22 protein-coding genes and 1 tRNA gene are annotated in these 20,139 nt (G+C 69.7%); 8 read left to right on the top strand and 15 right to left on the bottom strand.

Translation table 11 applies throughout. The annotated features are described in order from the left end of the window. Positions 1 to 78: 78 nt before the first annotated feature. The 3 genes from QZV81_RS00940 to QZV81_RS00930 are packed head-to-tail and all read right to left on the bottom strand — an operon-like array spanning position 79 to position 1,938. Positions 79 to 642, bottom strand: coding sequence for a LytR C-terminal domain-containing protein (locus QZV81_RS00940; RefSeq protein WP_292831105.1), 564 nt, complete (start codon positions 640 to 642; stop codon positions 79 to 81). Between the two features lie 9 nt (positions 643 to 651). Next, positions 652 to 912, bottom strand: a complete 261-nt coding sequence (locus QZV81_RS00935; protein ID WP_292831102.1) for a DUF3263 domain-containing protein — start codon at positions 910 to 912, stop codon at positions 652 to 654. A 9-nt stretch (positions 913 to 921) separates the two neighbouring features. Continuing rightward, positions 922 to 1,938 (bottom strand): DUF2332 domain-containing protein, encoded by a 1,017-nt coding sequence (locus tag QZV81_RS00930; RefSeq protein WP_292831099.1) that lies wholly within the window; start codon positions 1,936 to 1,938, stop codon positions 922 to 924. A gap of 67 nt (positions 1,939 to 2,005) precedes the next feature. Here QZV81_RS00930 and msrB point away from each other — a divergent pair, with 67 nt between their 5' ends. Further along, complete coding sequence (gene msrB, locus QZV81_RS00925; protein WP_292831096.1) at positions 2,006 to 2,416, top strand: peptide-methionine (R)-S-oxide reductase MsrB; 411 nt, start codon at positions 2,006 to 2,008, stop codon at positions 2,414 to 2,416. A gap of 46 nt (positions 2,417 to 2,462) precedes the next feature. Here msrB and QZV81_RS00920 read toward each other — a convergent pair whose 3' ends face one another. Next, complete coding sequence (locus QZV81_RS00920) at positions 2,463 to 3,419, bottom strand: DMT family transporter (protein ID WP_292831092.1); 957 nt, start codon at positions 3,417 to 3,419, stop codon at positions 2,463 to 2,465. Between the two features lie 73 nt (positions 3,420 to 3,492). Here QZV81_RS00920 and QZV81_RS00915 point away from each other — a divergent pair, with 73 nt between their 5' ends. Next, entirely contained in the window at positions 3,493 to 4,407 is a 915-nt protein-coding gene (locus QZV81_RS00915; protein WP_292831089.1) for a zinc-binding dehydrogenase, read from the top strand. Positions 4,408 to 4,421: 14 nt separating this feature from the next. Here the strand turns inward: QZV81_RS00915 and QZV81_RS00910 are convergent. Continuing rightward, positions 4,422 to 4,494, bottom strand: a tRNA-Thr gene (locus QZV81_RS00910). A 33-nt stretch (positions 4,495 to 4,527) separates the two neighbouring features. Beyond that, positions 4,528 to 5,472 carry a thioredoxin domain-containing protein gene (locus QZV81_RS00905; RefSeq protein WP_292831086.1) on the bottom strand — a complete coding sequence of 315 codons (945 nt, stop codon included), beginning with the start codon at positions 5,470 to 5,472 and terminating at the stop codon, positions 4,528 to 4,530. Positions 5,473 to 5,724: 252 nt separating this feature from the next. Between QZV81_RS00905 and ugpC the strand changes: the two genes are divergently transcribed. Further along, positions 5,725 to 6,822: a sn-glycerol-3-phosphate ABC transporter ATP-binding protein UgpC gene (gene ugpC / locus QZV81_RS00900; protein ID WP_292831083.1), complete on the top strand. Its 1,098-nt coding sequence runs from the start codon at positions 5,725 to 5,727 to the stop codon at positions 6,820 to 6,822. 81 nt (positions 6,823 to 6,903) lie between these two features. Continuing rightward, entirely contained in the window at positions 6,904 to 8,217 is a 1,314-nt protein-coding gene (locus tag QZV81_RS00895; RefSeq protein ID WP_292831080.1) for a DUF4032 domain-containing protein, read from the top strand. Between the two features lie 15 nt (positions 8,218 to 8,232). On the opposite strand, the gene QZV81_RS00890 is transcribed toward QZV81_RS00895, so the two are convergent. Genes QZV81_RS00890 through cysS form a run of 3 tightly spaced genes read right to left on the bottom strand, consistent with a single transcriptional unit; the run spans position 8,233 to position 11,298 of the window. After that, on the bottom strand, positions 8,233 to 8,871 hold the full coding sequence (locus QZV81_RS00890) for an NAD(P)H-binding protein (RefSeq protein ID WP_292831077.1): 639 nt from the start codon (positions 8,869 to 8,871) through the stop codon (positions 8,233 to 8,235). Between the two features lie 17 nt (positions 8,872 to 8,888). Next, positions 8,889 to 9,884, bottom strand: coding sequence for a 23S rRNA (guanosine(2251)-2'-O)-methyltransferase RlmB (gene rlmB / locus QZV81_RS00885; RefSeq protein ID WP_292831074.1), 996 nt, complete (start codon positions 9,882 to 9,884; stop codon positions 8,889 to 8,891). After that, positions 9,877 to 11,298 (bottom strand): cysteine--tRNA ligase, encoded by a 1,422-nt coding sequence (gene cysS / locus QZV81_RS00880; protein ID WP_292831071.1) that lies wholly within the window; start codon positions 11,296 to 11,298, stop codon positions 9,877 to 9,879. The genes rlmB and cysS overlap by 8 nt, the downstream gene beginning before the upstream one ends. Before the next feature lie 35 nt (positions 11,299 to 11,333). Here cysS and QZV81_RS00875 point away from each other — a divergent pair, with 35 nt between their 5' ends. Then, positions 11,334 to 12,254: an EamA family transporter gene (locus QZV81_RS00875; RefSeq protein WP_292831069.1), complete on the top strand. Its 921-nt coding sequence runs from the start codon at positions 11,334 to 11,336 to the stop codon at positions 12,252 to 12,254. 9 nt (positions 12,255 to 12,263) lie between these two features. Here QZV81_RS00875 and ispD read toward each other — a convergent pair whose 3' ends face one another. Next, on the bottom strand, positions 12,264 to 13,463 hold the full coding sequence (gene ispD, locus QZV81_RS00870; protein WP_292831066.1) for a 2-C-methyl-D-erythritol 4-phosphate cytidylyltransferase: 1,200 nt from the start codon (positions 13,461 to 13,463) through the stop codon (positions 12,264 to 12,266). A gap of 35 nt (positions 13,464 to 13,498) precedes the next feature. After that, positions 13,499 to 13,981, bottom strand: coding sequence for a CarD family transcriptional regulator (locus tag QZV81_RS00865; protein ID WP_292831063.1), 483 nt, complete (start codon positions 13,979 to 13,981; stop codon positions 13,499 to 13,501). Positions 13,982 to 14,120: 139 nt separating this feature from the next. Between QZV81_RS00865 and QZV81_RS00860 the strand changes: the two genes are divergently transcribed. After that, positions 14,121 to 14,588: a DNA modification methylase gene (locus QZV81_RS00860; protein WP_292831060.1), complete on the top strand. Its 468-nt coding sequence runs from the start codon at positions 14,121 to 14,123 to the stop codon at positions 14,586 to 14,588. 34 nt (positions 14,589 to 14,622) lie between these two features. Here the strand turns inward: QZV81_RS00860 and QZV81_RS00855 are convergent, their stop codons facing one another. Together QZV81_RS00855 and QZV81_RS00850 are read right to left on the bottom strand one after the other, a co-directional pair. Further along, positions 14,623 to 15,306, bottom strand: coding sequence for a response regulator transcription factor (locus QZV81_RS00855; RefSeq protein WP_292831057.1), 684 nt, complete (start codon positions 15,304 to 15,306; stop codon positions 14,623 to 14,625). After that, positions 15,303 to 16,508 (bottom strand): ATP-binding protein, encoded by a 1,206-nt coding sequence (locus QZV81_RS00850; protein WP_292831054.1) that lies wholly within the window; start codon positions 16,506 to 16,508, stop codon positions 15,303 to 15,305. Before QZV81_RS00850 ends, QZV81_RS00855 begins: the two co-directional genes overlap by 4 nt. 164 nt (positions 16,509 to 16,672) lie before the next feature. Here QZV81_RS00850 and phoU point away from each other — a divergent pair, with 164 nt between their 5' ends. Continuing rightward, the gene (phoU, locus tag QZV81_RS00845) at positions 16,673 to 17,383 is read left to right on the top strand and encodes a phosphate signaling complex protein PhoU (RefSeq protein ID WP_292831169.1); all 711 of its coding nucleotides are present in this window, start codon (positions 16,673 to 16,675) and stop codon (positions 17,381 to 17,383) included. A 9-nt stretch (positions 17,384 to 17,392) separates the two neighbouring features. Here the strand turns inward: phoU and QZV81_RS00840 are convergent, their stop codons facing one another. Next, a complete protein-coding gene (locus tag QZV81_RS00840; protein ID WP_292831051.1) occupies positions 17,393 to 18,142 on the bottom strand; it encodes a phosphoglyceromutase in 750 nt (249 codons plus the stop codon). Positions 18,143 to 18,183: 41 nt separating this feature from the next. Between QZV81_RS00840 and QZV81_RS00835 the strand changes: the two genes are divergently transcribed. Beyond that, complete coding sequence (locus tag QZV81_RS00835) at positions 18,184 to 19,023, top strand: class I SAM-dependent methyltransferase (protein ID WP_292831048.1); 840 nt, start codon at positions 18,184 to 18,186, stop codon at positions 19,021 to 19,023. 9 nt (positions 19,024 to 19,032) lie between these two features. Here the strand turns inward: QZV81_RS00835 and QZV81_RS00830 are convergent, their stop codons facing one another. Continuing rightward, entirely contained in the window at positions 19,033 to 20,139 is a 1,107-nt protein-coding gene (locus QZV81_RS00830; protein ID WP_292831045.1) for an FUSC family protein, read from the bottom strand.

Genomic DNA, 20,139 nt, shown 5'->3' with positions numbered 1-20,139 from the left:
CACGGCGGGGCGAAATCGCCGAATCCGCAACTATTGACACGTGTGCATCGAAGTGTTCACACACGTGAAACACACGCCTCAGCCCGCGGTGCCGGTCGTTCGGTCGAGGCCGATCACGACGACCAGCTGTCCCACCGACTCATCTCCCAGAAGGTCGGCGTACGCGCCGGTGAGCTCGACGCCGGCCCCTCCGATCACCTGCGCGAGTCCGCGCGCAGCGCCCTCGTCGGCGGGGATCGCGTAGAAGACGGTCGTGGTCTCGAACGCGTCCGATCCCGCCGCGCCGGCGGTGACGTCGGCCGCGTTCCATCCGGCCGCGATGATCGTGTCGGCGAACTGACCACCCAGACCCGACTGCGGTGTGGCATTGAGCACGGTGACCTTGTAGGTCGTGTCGATGATCGCCGCAGCCGGAGGGCTGCCGGCCTCTGTGACCGCCGGCGCCGGGAACACCGTGATCCGGCCGGTCGCGATCAGGGTACCGAAGATCCCCATCGCCACGAGTGCGACCGTCGCGATCGCCGACCAGAGGAAGACCACGCTCCCGCGCATGCGGGGGTTCTCTGCCCGATGTGCGCCGATCCGGCGGCTGTCGACGGGCAGGTCGTCGAAGCGGTCCTGGGGCGGGCGGGTCTTCGGCACCAGTGAATGCTACCGGGCCGGACCTGCGGATGCCGTCGCCCGGATGACGTGCTCGCGCGCGCGGACCTCGCGCAGGCGGCGCAGGCGGTGCACCAGCAGCGGATCGTGGGCCAGCGCATCCGCCGTGTCGATCAGCCGATTCAGCAGCTGGTAGTACCGCGCCGGGCTGAGTGCCAGCTCCCTGCGGATGGCCTCCTCCTTGGCCGCACCGTGCTGCTGCCACCGGGCTTCGAACTCCAGGAGCGCCAGATCACGGTCGGAGAGGGTCACATTTCCACGCTAACCGCCGATGCCCTCCGCGCTCGGCCGCCACTCGGAGGCATCGCGGAAACTCCACCATCCGCCCAGCGGGTCGGCCGCCGCCTCGACCTGACCGTCGAGCGCGACCGCGAAGCCGCCCGGCCAGGTCGCCGGATCGATCGGCGCCGTCCACCCGTCGTGCAGTCCCGGTGCATCGATCGTGAGCCAGCGCCCCGCCGCCCGCGCTCGGTCGATCACGCGCCGTCGCCCGGACCACGGCACGTGGGCGAGCACGCCCGGGGTCTGGATCACCAGCGTCGCCTCGGCGGGGGCGGATGCCGCCACCTCCGCGAGCAGGTCGGCCGCGTCGCCGGCGACCATCACCGGCGGGTCGGCGGCCGCGATCGCGAGCGCGTCCACCACGCGGCGCGCGCGACCGGTCTCGCCCGGCCAGACGAGCCCCGACAGCCATGCGGCCGTGTCCGGGGCGGCGGGGTCGAGCGGGTGAAGGTCGATGCCGGCGCGCCAGACGATCTCGGGAACAGCGACCTCCGGCATCCGCCGCCCACGCACCTCGCATTCCAGCACCACCGTGGAGGGACCGGATGCGGGGTCGAGCGCGAGCGTGCCCGCGATTCCCGAGTAGCGATAGGAGTAGCGGTCGGGATACAGGCACAGGCCCGCGCTCGCGCCGACCTCGAGGAGCGCGATCGGCCCGGCGATACGACTGAGCGCCGGAAGGAGCGCCGCACACCGCAGCGGCTCGTTGGTCTGCAGCGAGCGCCGCCCGCATTCGGCGACCACCGCATCGGCGTGGGACAGGAGCCACTCGCGCCACTCGGCGAAGTCCGGCTCGCCGGATCCGAGCATCCGGGTCACCGCGAAAACGAGCGGCGGCTGCCGATGTGTTGCGGGGATACGCGCGAGGACCCTCTGCACGACCGCATCCGCCGCGATGCCGGAGGCCCACTGCGCGTACCGGTGGGATCGTCCGGGGGCCTCGTCGCGGGCGAAACGGCCGAAGCGCTCGGCGACGTCGACTATCGGGAGTTCCACTCTCCCATTGTCGGGGAACACCCGCCCGCGGATTCGGGTTGAATGGCGGTGACGCAGAGGAGACCTCGTGAACCATCCCGTGGACAAGACCGATGAGCAGTGGCGAGCCGAGCTGTCGCCCGACCGGTACGCCGTGCTGCGACAAGCCGGGACGGAGCGCGCCTGGTCCGGAGCGCTGCTGAACGAAGAGCGGGCGGGACTCTACGCGTGTGCGGCGTGCGGCGCGGAGCTCTTCAACAGCGGCACGAAGTTCGATTCGCACTGCGGATGGCCCAGCTTCTACGAGTCGGTGCGCCCCGAGGCGGTCGAGCTGATCGACGACAGCTCCCACGGCATGCAGCGCACCGAGGTGCGGTGCGCGCGGTGCGGTTCGCACCTGGGGCACGTGTTTCCCGACGGCGTCGGCACGCCCACCGGCGACCGCTACTGCATGAATTCGCTCGCGCTGTCGTTCGCTCCCGAGCAGCGACCCCGGTAGAGCGAACCGGGTGCCGTGAGTCCGCCTGCGGACGCCGCAATCCCGGTCAGCGCCGCCGGCGGCGAGGCGGCACGGCGACGACGACGACCGAGAGCAGCGCGACCACGACCATCACCAGTTCGATGATCCACCCGGGACCCGCCTCGGCGGGCCACAGCGCGTCGAGCGCGAACGCCGTGAGAAGCTGCCCGGCGACAGCCCCGAGCCCGAGCACGAGGACCCCCGTGTGCACGACGAGCGCGGCGGACAAGAAGATGTAGCTCACGCCGACGATCCCTCCGAGATACAGCCAGCCGCCGGCGGGAAGCGCCCGCGGCGCGCCGACGATCGACACGTGGATGACCGCCGCCACGGCGAGGATCGCCGTCCCACCGAGGAAATTCACGAACGTCGCCGTGAGCGGTGTGCCGACGCGTTGCCGCAGGCGCCCGTTCGTGGCCTGCTGCCACGCGATGCCGACGCCGGCGAGCACCGGGAGCACCAGCATCCACACCGGCACCCGCTCGAGCACGCCGCCCTGGAGCGAGATCCCGACCGCGAGGAGCGCGAGGGCTCCGCCCGCGATCCGTGGCACGGTCACCGCGACCACCCCGCCCGGCCCATAGCCGGCTCGGTCGAGCACAAGACCGTTTGCGGTCTGCCCGGCCACGACACCGACTGTGAACAGCGAGACGCCGATCAACCCGACCGCAAGCCCCTGAGTCGCCACGGTCAGCGCGCCGGCGGCGCCGCCGCCGAGCATCCACCACGGGATCGTGCGTTCGCGGATGCCGGTGACGAGCGACCGGAATCCGCGGCGCCCGGCGGGCAGGGCAGCGGAGAGCACGATCATCGCGACGAGCCCCGAGCCGAACGAGATCACGGCCGCGACGAAGCCGTCGTCGAGGCGGAGCCCCAGCTGCCCGTTGATCCGCGCCTGCAGAGCCGTCAGGATCCCGACGACGACCGCCCCGCCCAGCGCGACTCCGGCCGGGAGCCGTGCGGGAGCGGGCTGGATCGACATCCTCGTCAGCCTACTCGCGCAGGCGAGTACGATCGGGGGTTGACCAGGGTGCACCGCACGGGGAGGAGAATCCATGAGCCGGGCGGCGATGTACGACGAGGTCGGGGACCCGCGCGTGCTCTACATCGGGCAGGTCACCGACACGGCGCCCGGTCCCGGGAAGGTCGCCGTGCGGGTGCGGGCAGCGGGCCTCAATCCCTACGACTCGAAAGTACTGAGCGGCGCGATCGCGTCGACTGCGCCGTTCCCCCGCCGGATCGGCGGCGACCTCGCGGGCTCGGTCGAGGCGGCCGGCGAGGGCGCGGTGTATGCCGACGGCGCCCCGGTGCGCGTCGGCGATGAGGTGCTGGGCCGGGCTGCGGGCGCGATCGCCGAGCGGGTGATCGCCATGGCATCCGACCTCGCCCCACGCCCCGCTGGACTCGCGGTCGAGGTCGCCGGCGGACTGCACGTCGCAGGACTCACCGCCGTCGCGATCCTCGACACCGTTCCGATCGGCCCCGGTGACACTGTGCTCGTCGGGGGCGCCGCGGGCGGCGTCGGGCTCATCGCCGCGCAGCTGGCAGTGGCCGCGGGGGCACGGGTGATCGGCACGGCGTCCGCACGCAATCATGAGCTGCTCCGCTCGCTCGGCGTCGAGCCCGTGTCTTACGGCGACGGCCTCGCGGCGCGCGTCGCCGCCCGGGCAAGACTCACTGCGGTCTACGACTGCCACGGGCGTGACGCGCTGGATGCCGGGATCACCCTGGGCGTGGCCGCCGAGCACATGGTAGCGATCGCCGCCGGATCGGCCGGCGACGAGCTCGGCGTCCACGTGGCCGGCCAGCGGGCCAGGACCGCCGCCAACCTCGCTGCGCTGGCGGAGCGGGTCGCCTCCGGCGAGATCGTGGTTCCGGTGGCGGCCACCTACCCGCTCGACCAGGTCTCAGCTGCGTTCACCGCGGTCGCGGGCACGCACGCCCCCGGGAAGATCATCGTCACCCTCTGAGCGCGTGCGAACGGTGCCGGCTACAGGACTTGAACCTGCAACCCCCTGTTTACAAGACAGGTGCGCTACCAATTGCGCCAAGCCGGCAAGGAGTCCCAGTCTATCCGGCCCTCCGTGCGATCACGGGGTCACACCGGGCGTCGGCGTCGGAGACGCGGTCTGCGCCTTCTGATAGGCGCCGCTGGCGCTGGTCAGCACGAACTGGGCGAACTCGGCGGGGTCGGTGAGATCGCCGAGGTACTGCTGCCCGTTGACGACCACCATCGGGGTGCCCGTGAGCGCGAGGTTCGTGCCGGTGATGCCGGAGACGGCGCGTTCGGTTGCGGACTTCACCCACGCTGTGAACGCTTCGTCCTCGATGCACGAGCGGATCTGCTTCGGGTCTTCGGCGCCGGAAGCGACAGCGAGGTCGGCCAGCGCCGCATCAGAGATCCCGTCGGAGTCGACTGCGGGCTGCTGCGTCAGCAGCGAGTTGTGGAACGAAAAGAATGTCGTCGGCTCGTGTGTCGCAACGCAGGCGGCGGCGCTGGCCGCGCGCAGGGAGTACTTCGTTCCGTTTGACTTCGCCGTGAGCATCGACACCGGGTGGTAGCTCAGGGCCACGGCGCCGTCGTCCACCCACGATGCCAGTTGAGTGGAGTTCGCGAGCTGCCACTCACGCGCACCCGGCGAGAGGTAGTCGACGTAGACCTGGATGTCGACGACAGGGGCGCTGGTCGCCGTCGGAGTGGGCGCCGCCGCGCCCTCGGGCGCCGGCTCCGAAGTCATCGCGTCGGACTCGGACATGTCGTCAGGCGCATCCGAGACACCGCTGACATCGGTGACCACGAATCCGTCGCCGGTCGTGTTCGAAGGCGACGACTGCGGACGATCCAGCGTCGATCCGACGGCCCACGCGACCACGGTCGCGACGACCGCGACCGCCGTCACGACACCCGCGGCGAGCACGGAGCGACGGATGGTGCGGGCCCGCGCCTGCTGAGCCTGCACCTGCACCGCCTTCTCTCGCACAGCGTCACGGCTGCTGCGGGGCACTGGTGCGTTCGAGTTGTCGTCGCTGGACATGGGACCTTCTGGAAGAGCAGAGCAGGGTAGAGCAGACGGACGATCGCGGTGTCCGAGGGTGGCCACTCGGGCGTGGCGACCCTGACGATGCTAACCAGACACCCTGGGAGAAGCCAGACACCGCAGCGCGGATGATCACCTCGGATGTGATACTAGAGGTGCGTCCAATGGTGGGCGTGCGGGTCAAGCCCCCGCTCATTCCATTCATCACGGATCGTCCGGCACGTACCTGCCGGTGAAGGAGAAGAAAACATGGCGTCCGTCACATTCGACAACGCAACCCGCCTTTACCCCGGCGGAACGCGCGCCGCGGTCGACAAGCTCAACCTCGAGATCGCTGACGGCGAGTTCCTGGTCTTGGTCGGCCCCTCTGGTTGCGGCAAGTCCACGTCGCTGCGCATGCTGGCCGGCCTCGAAGAGGTCAACTCGGGACGCATCCTCATCGGAGACCGCGATGTCACAGACATCCCGCCGAAAGACCGCGACATCGCGATGGTGTTCCAGAACTACGCTCTGTACCCGCACATGACGGTGGCGGAGAACATGGGCTTCGCGCTGAAGATCGCCGGCGTCGGCAAGGAAGAGCGCGCCCAGCGCGTGCTCGAGGCGGCCAAGCTGCTCGATCTCGAGGAGTACCTGACCCGCAAGCCCAAAGCACTCTCCGGGGGTCAGCGTCAGCGCGTCGCGATGGGTCGCGCCATCGTTCGCCAACCGCAGGTGTTCCTCATGGACGAGCCGCTGTCGAACCTCGACGCCAAGCTCCGCGTGCAGACACGCACCCAGATCGCATCGCTGCAGCGCCGCCTCGGGGTGACCACGGTGTACGTCACCCACGATCAGACCGAGGCCCTCACCATGGGCGACCGCATCGCGGTTCTCAAGGACGGTGTCCTCCAGCAGGTCGGCACGCCCCGAGACCTGTACGAGCGGCCGGACAACGTGTTCGTCGCCGGATTCATCGGCTCGCCCGCCATGAACCTGTTTCCGGTCAGCGTCACCGACGGCGGCATCCAGTTCGGCACGGCCGTCATCGAGGCCGACATCGACAAGCCCGCCCACGCCACGCAGGTGACGGCCGGTGTGCGCCCCGAGGACGTCGTGGTGGGCCCTGCCGACGGCAAGGGCCTCACCGTGACGGTCGACCTCGTCGAGGAACTCGGCGCCGACGGCTACCTGTACGGACACACCGATCTCGCCGGAAAGCGCACAGACATCGTTGCGCGAGTCGACGGCCGCCACCACCCGAGCGCCGGCGAGTCGGTCGTGCTGGCACCCGCACCGCACCACGTGCACGCGTTCGACGTCGAGTCCGGCCAGCGTCTCACCAAGAAGGCGATCGCGTCCGTCTGATCCAATCTCGCTCGCGCAGCGGCGCGGGCGGGTCTTCGGAACGCCCGCGCCGCTGCGCGTGACCGGATGAAAGGCCTCCCGGTGGCGGACTCCCTGACGATCACGGCCAGCAGCATCGATCCCGGACTCCTCGCGCTCCCGTGGAAGACCCCGCTCGGGGAGTGGGGCAACGATACGATCGTGTCTCTGCCGAAGGGCCTGTCCCGCCATCTCGTGCGATTCGCGAATCTCTCCGGTCGGGTCGTGGCCATCAAGGAGACCACCGGTGAGATGGCTCGGCGCGAGTACGAGATGCTCGGCTCGCTCGCACGCCTCGACGTGCCGTGCGTGAGGCGAGTGGCCGCGATCGACGGGCGCAGCACGCCCGGAGGCGAGCAGCTGCCCGCGGCTCTGGTGACTGCCCACCTGAGATTCTCGCTCCCCTACCGCGCGCTGTTCACGCAGACGCTGCGTCCCGATACGGCGGGCCGCCTCGTGGATGCCCTGGCGGTTCTCCTGGTGCGCCTTCACGCCGTCGGATTCTTCTGGGGTGACGTCTCGCTGTCGAACACGCTGTTCCGGCGGGATGCCGGCGCGTTCGCCGCCTACCTCGTCGACGCAGAGACCGGCGAACTCCACGAGAGCGGTCTCACCCCCGGGCAGCGTGAACACGACCTGGACGTGGCCCGCACCAACATCGCCGGCGAGATCATGGATCTGGAAGCCGGCGGACGCCTCGAGGGCGGGGTGGATGCCGTGGCCATTGCCGACGGGATCATGGCCTCGTATCACTCGCTGTGGGGCGCGCTCACCGATCGTGAGACATTCTCCGCGGACGAAGCGTGGCACATCACCGAGCGCGTGAACCAGCTCAATGCGCTCGGATTCGACATCGGCGAGATGTCGATCGAAACGACGCCGGACGGCACCAGGGTGTCGATTCAGCCGAAGGTCGTCGACGCCGGCCACCACCAGCGCCGCCTGCTCCGTCTGACCGGATTGGACGTCGAAGAGAACCAGGCCCGTCGCCTGCTCAACGACATGGACGAGTTCCGCGCGCGCGTCTCACGCCTCGGAACCGACGAGGAGATGGTCGCCCACGAGTGGCTGACGCGTGTGTTCGAGCCGGTGGTCAAGGCCATTCCCCGCGATCTGCGAGCCAAGCTCGAGCCGGCGGAGGTCTTCCACCAGATGCTCGAGCACCGGTGGTACATGTCGCAGGCGCGGGGACGGTCGGTGCCGATTGCCGAAGTGCTCTCGTCCTACGTCGCCAACGTCCTGCGTCATCGCCGCGACGAGGCGACCGTCATGGGACCGCCGACCGAGACGGTGGGCATTGCGATCATCGAATCGGATGAGGACGTGCCCGAACCCGGCCCCGAGACCAGCGCCCTCGACTGGCGCGACGTGGTCTGAGCGATACCCCGCGGGTCAATAGCCGACGGTGAACCGCGCACGAGTGTGCCGCGGGTTCTCGATCTCGTCGAGGACGGCGACAGCCAGGTCCGCGCCGGAGATGAATGACACGCCGTCGTCATCGGTGACGATCACGTCGCCGCCGATGCGATATCTGCCGGTGCGCTCCCCCGGAGCCCACGCGCCGAAGCCGCCGGCGGGGTGGACGAAGAACCAGTCGCGGTCGGATTGCTCCGACCGCAGGTCGTCGAGCACTCCGATCATCTCGAAGCCCTCCGCCGTGAACTCCTCGGGGAAGTCCCCGTCGATGACGCGCGGCCCGCCCGGAGCGACGAGACTCCCGCCGGCACCGCCGATGATGCCGATGCGCACCGTGTCCGGCAGGGTGGAGGCCAGGGCTTCGAGATTGGGGCGGACGAGACCCGCCATCTCACCACGCGGCGACACCGCGCTGATGACCACGTCGACTCCCGCCAACTGTGCGACCAGGCCCGGCACGTCCAGCAGGGACCCCTCGAGATATGTCGCTCCCGGAACACGCTCCGCCGGCACCGATCGGGCGATCGAGACGACGGTGTGGCCGCGTCGGACGGCTTCGGCGACGATGTGACGGCCGGCGTAGCCGGTGCCGCCGAGGACGGCGATGAGTGCCATGATTGTTCCCTTTCGGCTTACTCGGACGCGGCGCGCATCGTCGCGACCTGGTAGAGCGCAACCGATGCCGCGATCCCCGCGTTGAGCGACTCGGCCGCGGCCGAGATCGGAATGGACACGATCTGGTCGCAGGTCTCGGTGACCAGGCGCGAAAGCCCCTTGCCCTCGGAACCCACGACGATCACGACCGGACGGTCGGCCAATTCGAGCGCGGGGAGCGCGACGTCGCCGGCACCGTCCAGGCCCAGAACGAACACGCCCTGCTTCTTGAACTCCTTGAGCGTCGACGTCAGGTTCGGCGCCATCGCGACGGGTATCCGCGCGGCCGCTCCGGCACTCGTCTTCCACGCGGCAGAGTTGACACCCGCCGAGCGGCGCTGCGGAATCACCACGCCCTGGCCGCCGAACGCCGCCGTCGACCGGATGATCGCGCCGAGATTGCGGGGGTCGGTGATGCCGTCCAGCGCCACCAGCAGCGGCGTCTTGCCGCGGTCGATGATCTGCTCCAGCAGGTCCTGCGGGTGCGCGTACTCGTACGGCGGCACCTTGAGCGCGACGCCCTGGTGCACGCCGTCGAAGCCGGCCATGCGGTCCAGTTCCGGCCGGGTGACTTCCATCACCGGGATCGCTCGCTGCGTCGCGATCGACAGCATCTCCTTGACACGGTCGTCCATCTCGACGCGCTGCGCGATGTAGAACGCCGTTGCCGGGATCTTGGCCCGCAGCGCCTCGAGGACAGAATTGCGCCCGGTCACGTTCTCGGTGTCGTCGCCGGCCTTCGACTTCGGCGCACGCGAGGCACCGCTCGGCCGCTGCCCAGGGGCACCCGTGCCGCCGGCGGCGATGTAGCGCTCGGCGGCGGCCTTGCGCTTTCCGGCCGGATGCCAGGCACGGTCCTCGGCTTTGGGCGTCGGACCGCGTCCTTCCAGCGCGCGCTTGTTCTTGCCGCCGGTGCCTTTGGTGGGGCCTTTCCTCTTGCCGCGGCCCGCGGAGGGGTTGCCAGGCTTAGTCATGAATGCTCCAATGGGTCCCCTCGGGACCGTCTTCGAGGACGACGCCGGCCGCCGCGATCGCATCGCGGATTCGGTCGGCCGCCGCCCAGTCCTTGTTCGTGCGCGCTTCGGCGCGCTGAGTGATCATCGCCCGCACGAGACGATCGAGCGCTGCCGCCTCGGCGCCGCCGTGCGGGTCCCGCCACTGCGGGTCGTCGGGGTCGAGCCCCAGGATGCCGGTCATCTGCGCCACCTGGACGGATGCTTCCGCTGCGCGATCGTGATCGCGCGCGTCGAGCGCGACGTTGCCCGCCCGGACAGTCTCGTGCACGACCGCAAGCGCCTGCGGGACTCCGAGGTCGTCGTCCAGCGCGTCTGCGAAAGCGGCCGGAAGCTCTGTCGCGGTCAGCCGGCTCGGCGTACCCCGCATCCGCCGGGCGCGCTGCTGAAAAGTCCGGATGCGCGAGACTGCCGCCTCGGCCTCATCGAAGCTCTCGGCGCTCAGATCCAGAGTGGACCGGTAGTGGGCCGCGCCGAGCGCGTAGCGCACGACCAGCGGGTCGCGCTCGGCGAGCACGTCGGCGGCGAGACGGTAGTTGCCGAGCGACTTGGACATCTTCTGGTCGCCGACCGTCACCAGACCGTTGTGCACCCAGTAGCGTGCGAAACGGTCGCCGGCCGCCGTGGATTGGGCCAGTTCGTTCTCGTGGTGCGGGAACCGCAGATCCAGTCCGCCGCCGTGGATGTCGAACTCGGAGCCGAGGTAGCGCCGGCTCATGGCCGAGCACTCGATGTGCCATCCGGGGCGGCCGGGGCCCCAGGGCGAGTCCCACACGGCGTCGGCCGGCTCGGTCTCCTTCGCGCCCTTCCACAGCGCGAAGTCGCGGGGGTCGCGCTTGCCGCGCGAATCCGCGTCGGCGGCGGATTCCATCGCATCGATCGACTGGTGGGTGAGCGCACCGTACGCGGGCCACGAGCGCACGTCGAAGTACACGTCACCCGCTCTCCCTCCCGCTGAGCCGGCCGAGGTGTAGGCGTGACCGCGCGCAATGAGACGCTCGATCAGCGCGACCATCTGAGGGATCGACCCGGTCGCGCGCGGCTCGTACGTCGGCGGCAGGATGCCGATCGCGGCATACGCCCGCGCGAACTCCTGCTCCGTTCGGTACGCCAGCGCCCACCAGGGTTCAGCGTCGGTCGCGTTCGCAAGCACCTTGTCGTCGATGTCGGTGACATTGCGCACAAAGGTCACCCGCCCGTAGCGGTGCACGAGCCAGCGACGCAGCAGATCGAAGGCGAGCGCGGCGCGGAGGTGGTGGATGCCGGGCCCGGACTGCACCGTCGGACCGCAGACATACATCGTGACGCGCTCCGGGTCCACGGGCGCGAAGTCTCGCATCGCCTGCGCCTGAGTGTCATAGAGCCGAACCGTCACCGCGCCAGCCTACCGGCGCACGGTAGAACTATCAGGTGCGCTCTGTTCTCGCCATCCTCGCGGCCGCCGTTCTGTTCGGTACGACCGGCACCTCGCAAGCCCTCGGACCCGAGGGAACCACCCCTCTGTCGATCGGCGTGATGAGAATGACGATCGGCGGCAGCGCACTCGCTCTCGTCTCGTTTGCGCTCGCGCGTCGGCGACGACGTGGGCGCGTCGCTGTTCGCCCGCTCCTCGGCGCCGGTCCCGTCCTGCTGATGGCCGTGACGGGCGTGTGTCTGGCCGTCTATCAGCCCCTCTTCTTCATGGGAACCGCGCGCAACGGCGTCGCCGTGAGCACCGTGATCGCTCTCGGCTCGGCGCCCGTTCTGGCCGGCCTGCTTGAATGGGCACGGACCCGCCGCCTCCCCTCGCGCGTCTGGATCGCGGCGACCGCCCTCGCCACCCTCGGCGTAGCCCTCCTCGGCGTCGGAGGGTCGCCCGAACGCGGCACCGATCCGCTCGGAATCGCCGGTGCCGTCGGCGCAGGCGCCTCGTTCGCGGTGATCGCGAACGTGCAGCGACGACTGCTGGACCAGAAGTGGGACGCGTTCACGGTCGTCGGGAGCATGGGCGCCGGCTCTGCGGTCCTGTGCGCGCTGGCTCTGCCGTTCGTCGACGTCGGCTGGATGGGCGACCCGCGCGGCCTCGTGATGGCACTCTGGCTGGGGCTTGCGACAATCGCCGTCGCATACCTCCTGTTCACGTGGGGGCTGCAGGGCCTGTCTGCTGCGACGGCCGCGACTCTGACGCTCGGCGAGCCCCTGACGGCTGCACTCCTCGGGATCATCGTGCTCGGGGAGCGTCTGTCCCTCCTGGCTGTGATCGGCCTGCTCGTCCTCGGGGCCGGGCTCGCGCTGTTGGCGTGGGGCTCCCGCGCCGCGCGCGATCCGGCTCCGTTCGCGATCGAGGCGTAGCTCCCGCACTCAAGCGGGAAGCGGCACGACCAGGGCGACCGCGAAAGCCGCGACACCGTCGCCCGACCCGGTGAAGCCGAGCCCGTCGGTCGTGGTGGCCGACACCGCCACGGGCGCCCCGAGCGCGCTCCCGAGAACGGCCTCTGCCTCGGCCCGGCGAGGTGCCAGCTTCGGCTGATTCGACTGCACCTGCACCGACACGTTGCCGATCGCGAATCCCGCACGGGACAGCAGCTCACGCGTGCGAGCGAGGAACACCGCGGCATGCGCGCCGGCGTACTCCGGATCATCCGTCCCGAAGTGAGCGCCGATATCGCCCAGCCCGGCCGCGGCCAGCAGAGCGTCGACGATCGCGTGGGCGACGGCATCGCCATCGGAATGGCCGGAAAGCGGGTTCTCCCCCGGCCACTCCAGGCCGGCGAGCCACAGCGCGCCCTCCCCGCCGTACGCGTGCACGTCGGTGCCGATGCCCACCCGCGGCAGCACCCCGGACGGCACGGCTCGTTCGACCGGATCGCCGAGGAGCGCCCGCGCGCGGTCGAGGTCCGCCGGCCTCGTGATCTTGAAGGCGAGATCGTCGCCCGCGACCGTCACGACATCGTGGCCGGCGGCCTGCACGAGTGCCGCATCATCGGTGTGATCGACTGTCGCGGCCGCGTACACGGCGTCCAGCACCGACCGCCGGAAGCCCTGGGGCGTCTGGGCCGTGACCAACTCGGAGCGGTCCAGCGCCGCGATCACCCGTGTGCCGTCGACGCGTTTGACGGTGTCGATGAGCGGCAGCACGGGCAGCACCGCGTCGTTGCCGTCCTGCAGGGCGGCGACGACGCGTGCGAAGACACCGGGGGGAGTGAGCGCGCGGGCCGCGTCATGCACGAGCACGTATTCGACATCGGGCCACACTGCGCGAAGGCCCGCGGCAACCGATTGCTGCCGCGTCGAGCCGCCCGCGACGACGCTGATCAGCTCGTGGCGCGCTCCCGCGACAGCGCGCACCTCGGTGAGGGCGTCGCCCACGCGATCTTCCGGAGCGACCACGATGACCTGCGCCAGCTCGCCCGCGAGCACGCGCGCGAGGCAGTGGTGAAGAATCGAGTGCGCGTCGATGCCGATGAACGCCTTGGGCGCCCCCGCTGCCAGACGTGTGCCCGAACCCGCCGCGACGACGATCACGGCGACGCGCGGGGTCGGTACTGCATCGGAACTCATGGCCCCGAGACTACCGATTCAACGAGGCCGGCGATTCAGCTGGCGAGAACGTCGTCGAGCACTGCGGACGCGTGCTCTTCGTCGGCCTTGAGCGCGAGAGCGATCTCGGAGACGAGGATCTGGCGCGCCTTGGCGAGCATTCGCTTCTCGCCGGCCGACAGCCCGCGGTCCTGGTCACGGCGCCACAGGTCGCGCACGACTTCGCTCACCTTGATGACGTCGCCGGAGGCCAGCTTCTCGAGGTTCGCCTTGTAGCGGCGCGACCAGTTGGTCGGCTCTTCGGTGAAGGGCGCTCGCAACACGTCGTAGACCCGCTCGAGACCGTCTTGACCGATCACGTCACGCACGCCCACAAGGTCGACATTGTCCGCCGGAACCTCGATGATCAGATCGCCCTGAGTGACGTTCAGCTTCAGATATCTCTTGGTCTCGCCCTTGATGACCCGGTCTTTGACCTCGATGATCGTAGCGGCCCCGTGGTGCGGATAGACGACCGTCTCGCCAACCTCAAAAAGCATGCAGTTATGTCCTTTCGGCAACCTAAAGGATACCACAGGCGATATACGATAGGGTTCGCCGACTGGCCCCCGCGCGCGCGTAGTGAGTGCTGCCGATCACCGTAGACTGTGTGAAACCGTTCTGCCCTCTGGAGGATCCGTGAAATCGCGTCTGCTCGCTTCGCTTGCCCTCGGTGCCGCTGTGGTCCTCGGCGCCACCGGTTGCAGCACTTTCACCATGCCCGCGACGACCATCCCCTTCTCGGCGGCGGACGGTGTCAATATCCCCGACTCGGGCCCCCTCAAGGTGCGCAACGCCCTGCTGGTGGCCGACGAGTCGGGGGCCACAGCCAACTTCCTGGCCGCCGTCGTCAACGACACCGGCACCACTGAAACTCTGCTGGTGGGCCTGGACGGCGCGACGCAGACCGTGCGTGTGCCGGCGCACTCCACGGTGAGCCTCGGCTTCGACGGAGCCGAGCCGTTGCTCCTGCGCCGCGTGGATTCCGCGCCCGGGACGAACGTCGAGCTCACGTTCCAGTCCGGCGACGGTGAGGGGGTCGCGTACTTCATCCCCGTGCTCGACGGCAGCCTGGAGTACCTGGCCGACTTCGTCCCCCAGGACTGACCAGGACTGACCAGGACTGACCAGGACCACCAGATCAGCTCTCGAAGCGGTACCCCAGTCCGCGCACGGTGAGCAGCATGGTGGGCTCACTGGGGTTGCGTTCGATCCGGGAGCGGATGCGTTTGATGTGGACATCGAGCGTCTTGGTGTCGCCGAAGTAGTCGCTCCCCCAGACGCGGTCGATCAACTGACCGCGCGTCAGCACGCGACCGGCGTTGCGCATCAGAACCTCGAGCAGCTCGAATTCCTTCAACGGCATCGAGATCACCGAGCCGTCGACCGAGACCGTGTGCCGGTCCATGTCCATCACGACCCGGCCGCCCTCTACGACGCGCTCGTCTGAGCCGAGATCGGGTCCCTCCGAGCGGCGCAGGACGGCCCGCATCCGCGCCAGCAGCTCACGCGACGAGTACGGCTTGGTCACGTAGTCATCAGCCCCGAGCTCCAGGCCGACCACGATGTCGATCTCACCGTCTTTGGCGGTCAGCATGATGATCGGCACCGTCGAGGTCGTCCGAATGATGCGGCACACCTCGGTGCCGGGCATCCCCGGGAGCATGAGATCGAGAAGCACGATGTCGGCGCCGCGGGCCCCGAATGCATCCAAGGCCGACGGGCCGTCCTCTGCGATCTCGACGTCGAAGCCTTCTCTGCGGAGGAGGTAGGCGAGGGGGTCGGCCAGGTCGGGTTCGTCCTCGACGATCAGCACGCGAGTCATGGAGTCTTCTCTCGGTTGACGGCCGCGGCTTTCGCGGCCTTCTTCTTCTTCTTCGCCACACGCCGCTTCTTGCCCGGCAGGTCGGGCGGCGGATCCACAGCCGGAAGTCGCACCGTGAAGGTGGAACCGCGCCCGGGTCGTGACCACAGCTCGATCTCGCCGCCGTGGCGCTGCACGGCGTGCTTGACGATCGACAGCCCGAGGCCGGTGCCCCCCGTGCGGCGAGAGCGGGCCTGGTCGGCGCGATAGAAGCGCTCGAACACCCGCCGCTGCTCATCCTCGGGGATGCCGATGCCGTGGTCGGTGACCGCGATCGAGACCACACCGTCGACGACCTTGACGCCGACGCCGACCTGCGCACCTGCGGGCGAATACGCGATCGCATTCGCGACCAGATTGGCCACCGCGTCGGTGAGCACCTGCACGTCGCCGCGCACATAGGCTCGCCGCGAGCCCGCGCGCGTGATCGTGATCTCAGCGGACTGCGCCGCGAGCGACTGCGATTCGATCGCGGCCGCGACGACCTCGTCGATCGAGACGTCCCGCAGCTCGGTGAGATCGTCGGCCGACTGCAGCCGGGAAAGATTCATGATGCGCGAGGTCAACTGCCCCAGTCGGCCGGCCTCGGCGATCAGGCGCGAGGCGAAGTGACGCACCTGGTCGGGGTCGTCGGCGGCCGACTCGATCGCCTCCGCCAACAGGGTGACGGCGCCGACCGGAGTCTTCAGCTCGTGACTGGTGTTGGCCACGAAGTCCCGGCGCATCTCCTCCACGCGTTCGCGCTCGGTGATGTCCCTGATCACGATGAGAGTGAGCCGCGCCGTGATCGCGCTCGCGCGGGCGGTCACCAGGCGGGGCTCGATCCCGCGTCGGAGGCGGAGATTCTCTGATTCGGGATGCTCGGCGCGCCGCGCCGCGCGCACCAGCAGGCGCAGATCGTCGCTCGGCAGATCTTGGCCCACCTGCATGCCGAACAGCTCCGCCGGGGACGACGCGGCCACGATGAGAAGGGACGTGTCGACGACGACGGCGACATCGTCCATACCCTGCAGGACCGATCGGGTTCCATCGGGAAGCTCGAACGAGGCCTCCATCCGCGCATGATCTCGCGCACGGAGCGCCACCAGCACGAGGGCCGCGAGCGCACCTCCGGTGACGACGCCCACCACGAGAGCGACGAGCGTCACCTGCGTCGAGTCCATGGACCCAGCGTAGGCCGGGCGATACGCGCGTCGCGGACGTTGCGGTACGCGGTCCGCGCGATCAATGGGACTGTTCACGGCACCGGCACCGTTCGTTAACCTTCGGAGGGGAAGATCAGCCAGTCTGCGGAGGCGCCGTGCCGGCCGTGAAGAGAGGTTCCATGATGCGCGAAGTGTTCCACCAGTCGCTCGAGGACGTTCAGTCGCGCCTCGTGGAAATCGCCGAACTCGTCACCGTCGCGATCGAACACGCGACGCGCGCCTTCGGCACGAGCGACGTCGCCCTCGCCGAGGAAGTCATCGAGGCCGACCAGACCATCGATGACAAGGCCATCGCGCTGGACGAGCTCGCGATCGAGATCCTCGCCCGGCAGCAGCCCGTCGCGCGGGACCTGCGCATCGTCGTTTCCGCGCTCCGCGTCAGCGCATCGCTCGAGCGCATGGGTGACATCGCTGAGCACATCGCGCAGCTGACCCGCATGCGCTTCCCCGAGCGAGCCATCCCGAAGGGCCTGAAGGGCACGTTCACGAAGATGGGCGAACTGGACGTTCAGGTCGCGAAGGTGCTCACCGAGATCCTCCGCACAGAGGATCTCACCCTCATCGAGGCGCTCCGCGATCTCGACGACAAGCTCGACGACCTCCACCTGTCGGTGTTCGAGAAGGTCCTCAGCGACAACTGGCAGGGAGAGGCCGGCGCGACCGTCGATGCGACCCTCGCGAGCCGCTACCTCGAGCGTTTCGCCGACCATGCCCTGAATGTCGCCAAGAAGGTCGCCTACCTCGCTACCGGCGAGTGGGCGCCTGACACCGACACGATCACCGTCGTGGCGTCCGCCAACGGCGTCGAACTGCCCGCGAACGCCGACGACTGAACGCCGGCGCTACTTCTTGCCCTGGCTCGCGACGGCCGCGGCGCCGGCGGCTGCCGCCTCGGGGTCGAGGTAGGCGGCCGGCTCGAGCGGCATGAAATCGTCGCCGAGCCGGTAGACCAAGGGGATGCCGGTCGGGATGTTCAGCTCGGAGATGTCGGCGTCGCTGATGCCGTCGAGGTGCTTCACGAGGGCTCGCAGGGAGTTGCCGTGAGCCGTCACGAGCACGATCTTTCCGGTGCGCAGGTCGGGGATGATCTCGGACTCCCAGTACGGGAGCATGCGATCGATCACGATCTTGAGCGACTCGGTGCGCGGCACCTCACCGTCGATGCCGGCGTAGCGGGGATCGCCGGACTGACTGTACTCGGCGTCGTCGGCCAGCTCGGGCGGGGGCACGTCGAAGGAACGACGCCACAGCATGAACTGCTCGTTGCCGAACTCCTCGAGGGTCTCGGCCTTGTCCTTGCCCTGAAGGGCACCGTAGTGACGCTCGTTGAGGCGCCAGGAGCGCCGCACCGGGATCCACAGGCGATCCGCCGTGTCGAGCGCGATGTTCGCGGTCTGAATGGCACGCGAGAGCACCGACGTGTGCAGGATGTCGGGCAGAAGCCCCGCCTCCCCGAGGAGCTCGCCCGCCCGCGCCGCCTCGGCTTGCCCCTGCTCGGTGAGGCGGACATCGACCCATCCCGTGAACTGATTGGTCTTGTTCCACTCGCTCTGGCCGTGGCGGAGGAGGATGAGCGTGTAGGGAGCGGTCATGGCCGTCATCCTACCGATCTCGGCGCTGGCATCATGAGGGAATGACGCCGGAGAATCCGCCCGGTTCCCGCACGAGCGGAAAGATCACCCGCGGCACGACCAACACCAATCGGCTGCGCCGCGTCGATCGGTGGATCGCGCGGCATCCCGTGCTGCGCCGCGCCGACGACCCGCTGATCGTCGACCTCGGCTACGGAGCCAGCGGAGTCACAGCCTTCGAGCTCGAGTCCCGATTGCGACGTGCGCGGCCGGACGTCGAGGTCGTGGGGCTCGAGATCGACCCCGCGCGAGTCCAGCGCGCCGTCGCACAGCTCGCCGATGTGCGAGCCGGCCGCACATCGTTCGCACCGGATGCTCGCGTCTCGTTCGCCCGCGGCGGCTTCGAAGTGCCGCTCGCCGAGGGGCGGCGCCCGGCGGTGATCCGTGCGTTCAACGTGCTGCGCCAGTACGACGAATCCGACGTCGCCGGCGCGTGGGCGCTGATGGCGACTCGACTGGCCCGCGGCGGCATCGTCGTGGAGGGCACCTGCGACGAGCTGGGACGCGTCTGCACCTGGATCGAGCTCGGCGAGGACGCCCAGCCGCGCAGCCTCACGATCTCGCTGCGGCTTGCGGTGCTGGACTCCCCCGGCGTCGCCGCCGAGCGCCTGCCGAAGGCCCTGATACACCGCAACGTGCCCGGCGAGCGCGTCCACGCCCTGATGGCGGCGATGGATGCCGAGTGGACCCGGGCGGTGGCGTCATCGGCCTTCGGTGCCGAGCAGCGCTGGCGGGTCACACTCGAGGCGATGGCGGCATCCGGCTGGCCCGTCGGCGGCCGGGCACGCTGGCGGCTGGGCGAAGTCACCGTCCCGTGGGACTGCGTCGCGCCCGCCGGATGAACCGTTCGATCACTCGCGGGGCAGCACTGCGCGCGCTTCCCCCGCCGGCATCCCCGCAGCCGTCATGAGGTCGACCGCAAGGGGACGCAGCGCCGCGAGCAGATGATGATCGCCGCCGGCGTGGCCACCGGCAAGGGCCGCGGGGTCGAGCCGCGCGGCGACGGCGCGGACCGCTTCGCGTGCGAGCGGCTCGAAGGAGATGTCGCCGAGGGATTCACCGACCAGCCGCGCGCCGGCGGCGAGCTCTGCCAGCAGATCGGCCGTGACCGGACGCGGTCGTCCGTCGTCGCTCAGGTAGACGACGCGGCGGGCGATGACGCGCAGGTTGCGGCTGGCGAGATCGAGATGCGCCCGCACCCGCTCGTGCCGCTCGAGTTCGAAGCGCTCGCGACGCAGGAACGGGGAGATCCTCGCGATGGCCGCGCCGGACTCGAGCGACACCCGCCAGTCGTCCACGAGCGGCTGTAGCGCACGGGCCTTCTCCAGCCCCCGTTCGGCCCGCAACCGGTCACCCCGACGGAGCGCCTGCACGAGCGTGGCAGCGGCGCCGTCGAAAGCGGAGAGAAGTGCCGCGCCCTCGCGCGTGGCGGCGCGCAGTGGCCGGCGGGGAACGAGCGCGGTGACCAGGAGCGCGGCGATGCCCCCGATGATTCCGTCGATCAGCCGCACAAACGGCACACTCGCCGGAATCACCATGACGATCGCGGACTGCAGGGCCGCCGCGATCGCGAAGGCCGGTTGCGCCGAAAGGAACCGGGCGACGGCCAGGGTCACCGCCAGGGTGATGGCCAGCTGCCACCATCCGATTCCGGCGACCAACACGATGAGTTCGGCGATGAGGATGCCGACGACCATCCCGACGACCGTCTCGAGCACGCGTCGCGGGCGGGCATCGCGGACGAGGCCGAGGCTGGACACGGTGACGGTCGCCGCGAGCAGAGGGACCGGATGGCCGAGCACATCGTGTGCGAAGGCGAAGGCGGCCGTCGCGGCGATGACGATCTGAAGGATGGCCAGAGCAGACTCCCGGACACGCTCGATGCCGGGACGAGGGTCGAACCGACCGCGCAAGCCGGTGTGCACCGGACCCGTCGGCGGATCGACGCGGCCAGACAC

The organism is Microbacterium sp. (assembly GCF_011620665.1).
In the GTDB taxonomy this organism is placed as follows: Bacteria; Actinomycetota; Actinomycetes; order Actinomycetales; family Microbacteriaceae; genus Microbacterium.
The sequence above is the reverse complement of the archived record's forward strand: the minus strand, read 5'-3'. Positions and strand labels throughout refer to the sequence as shown.

What these genes read in the sequence shown, in the direction of transcription:
- QZV81_RS00920 (WP_292831092.1), bottom strand. Translation starts at nt 3,419, where the DNA reads ATGTCGATCCAGCCCGCTCCCGCACGGCTCCCGGCCGGAGTCGCGCTG.
- QZV81_RS00915 (WP_292831089.1), top strand. Translation starts at nt 3,493, where the DNA reads ATGAGCCGGGCGGCGATGTACGACGAGGTCGGGGACCCGCGCGTGCTC.
- QZV81_RS00905 (WP_292831086.1), bottom strand. Translation starts at nt 5,472, where the DNA reads ATGTCCAGCGACGACAACTCGAACGCACCAGTGCCCCGCAGCAGCCGT.
- ugpC (WP_292831083.1), top strand. Translation starts at nt 5,725, where the DNA reads ATGGCGTCCGTCACATTCGACAACGCAACCCGCCTTTACCCCGGCGGA.
- QZV81_RS00890 (WP_292831077.1), bottom strand. Translation starts at nt 8,871, where the DNA reads ATGGCACTCATCGCCGTCCTCGGCGGCACCGGCTACGCCGGCCGTCAC.
- rlmB (WP_292831074.1), bottom strand. Translation starts at nt 9,884, where the DNA reads ATGACTAAGCCTGGCAACCCCTCCGCGGGCCGCGGCAAGAGGAAAGGC.
- ispD (WP_292831066.1), bottom strand. Translation starts at nt 13,463, where the DNA reads ATGAGTTCCGATGCAGTACCGACCCCGCGCGTCGCCGTGATCGTCGTC.
- QZV81_RS00865 (WP_292831063.1), bottom strand. Translation starts at nt 13,981, where the DNA reads ATGCTTTTTGAGGTTGGCGAGACGGTCGTCTATCCGCACCACGGGGCC.
- QZV81_RS00855 (WP_292831057.1), bottom strand. Translation starts at nt 15,306, where the DNA reads ATGACTCGCGTGCTGATCGTCGAGGACGAACCCGACCTGGCCGACCCC.
- QZV81_RS00850 (WP_292831054.1), bottom strand. Translation starts at nt 16,508, where the DNA reads ATGGACTCGACGCAGGTGACGCTCGTCGCTCTCGTGGTGGGCGTCGTC.
- phoU (WP_292831169.1), top strand. Translation starts at nt 16,673, where the DNA reads ATGCGCGAAGTGTTCCACCAGTCGCTCGAGGACGTTCAGTCGCGCCTC.
- QZV81_RS00840 (WP_292831051.1), bottom strand. Translation starts at nt 18,142, where the DNA reads ATGACCGCTCCCTACACGCTCATCCTCCTCCGCCACGGCCAGAGCGAG.
- QZV81_RS00835 (WP_292831048.1), top strand. Translation starts at nt 18,184, where the DNA reads ATGACGCCGGAGAATCCGCCCGGTTCCCGCACGAGCGGAAAGATCACC.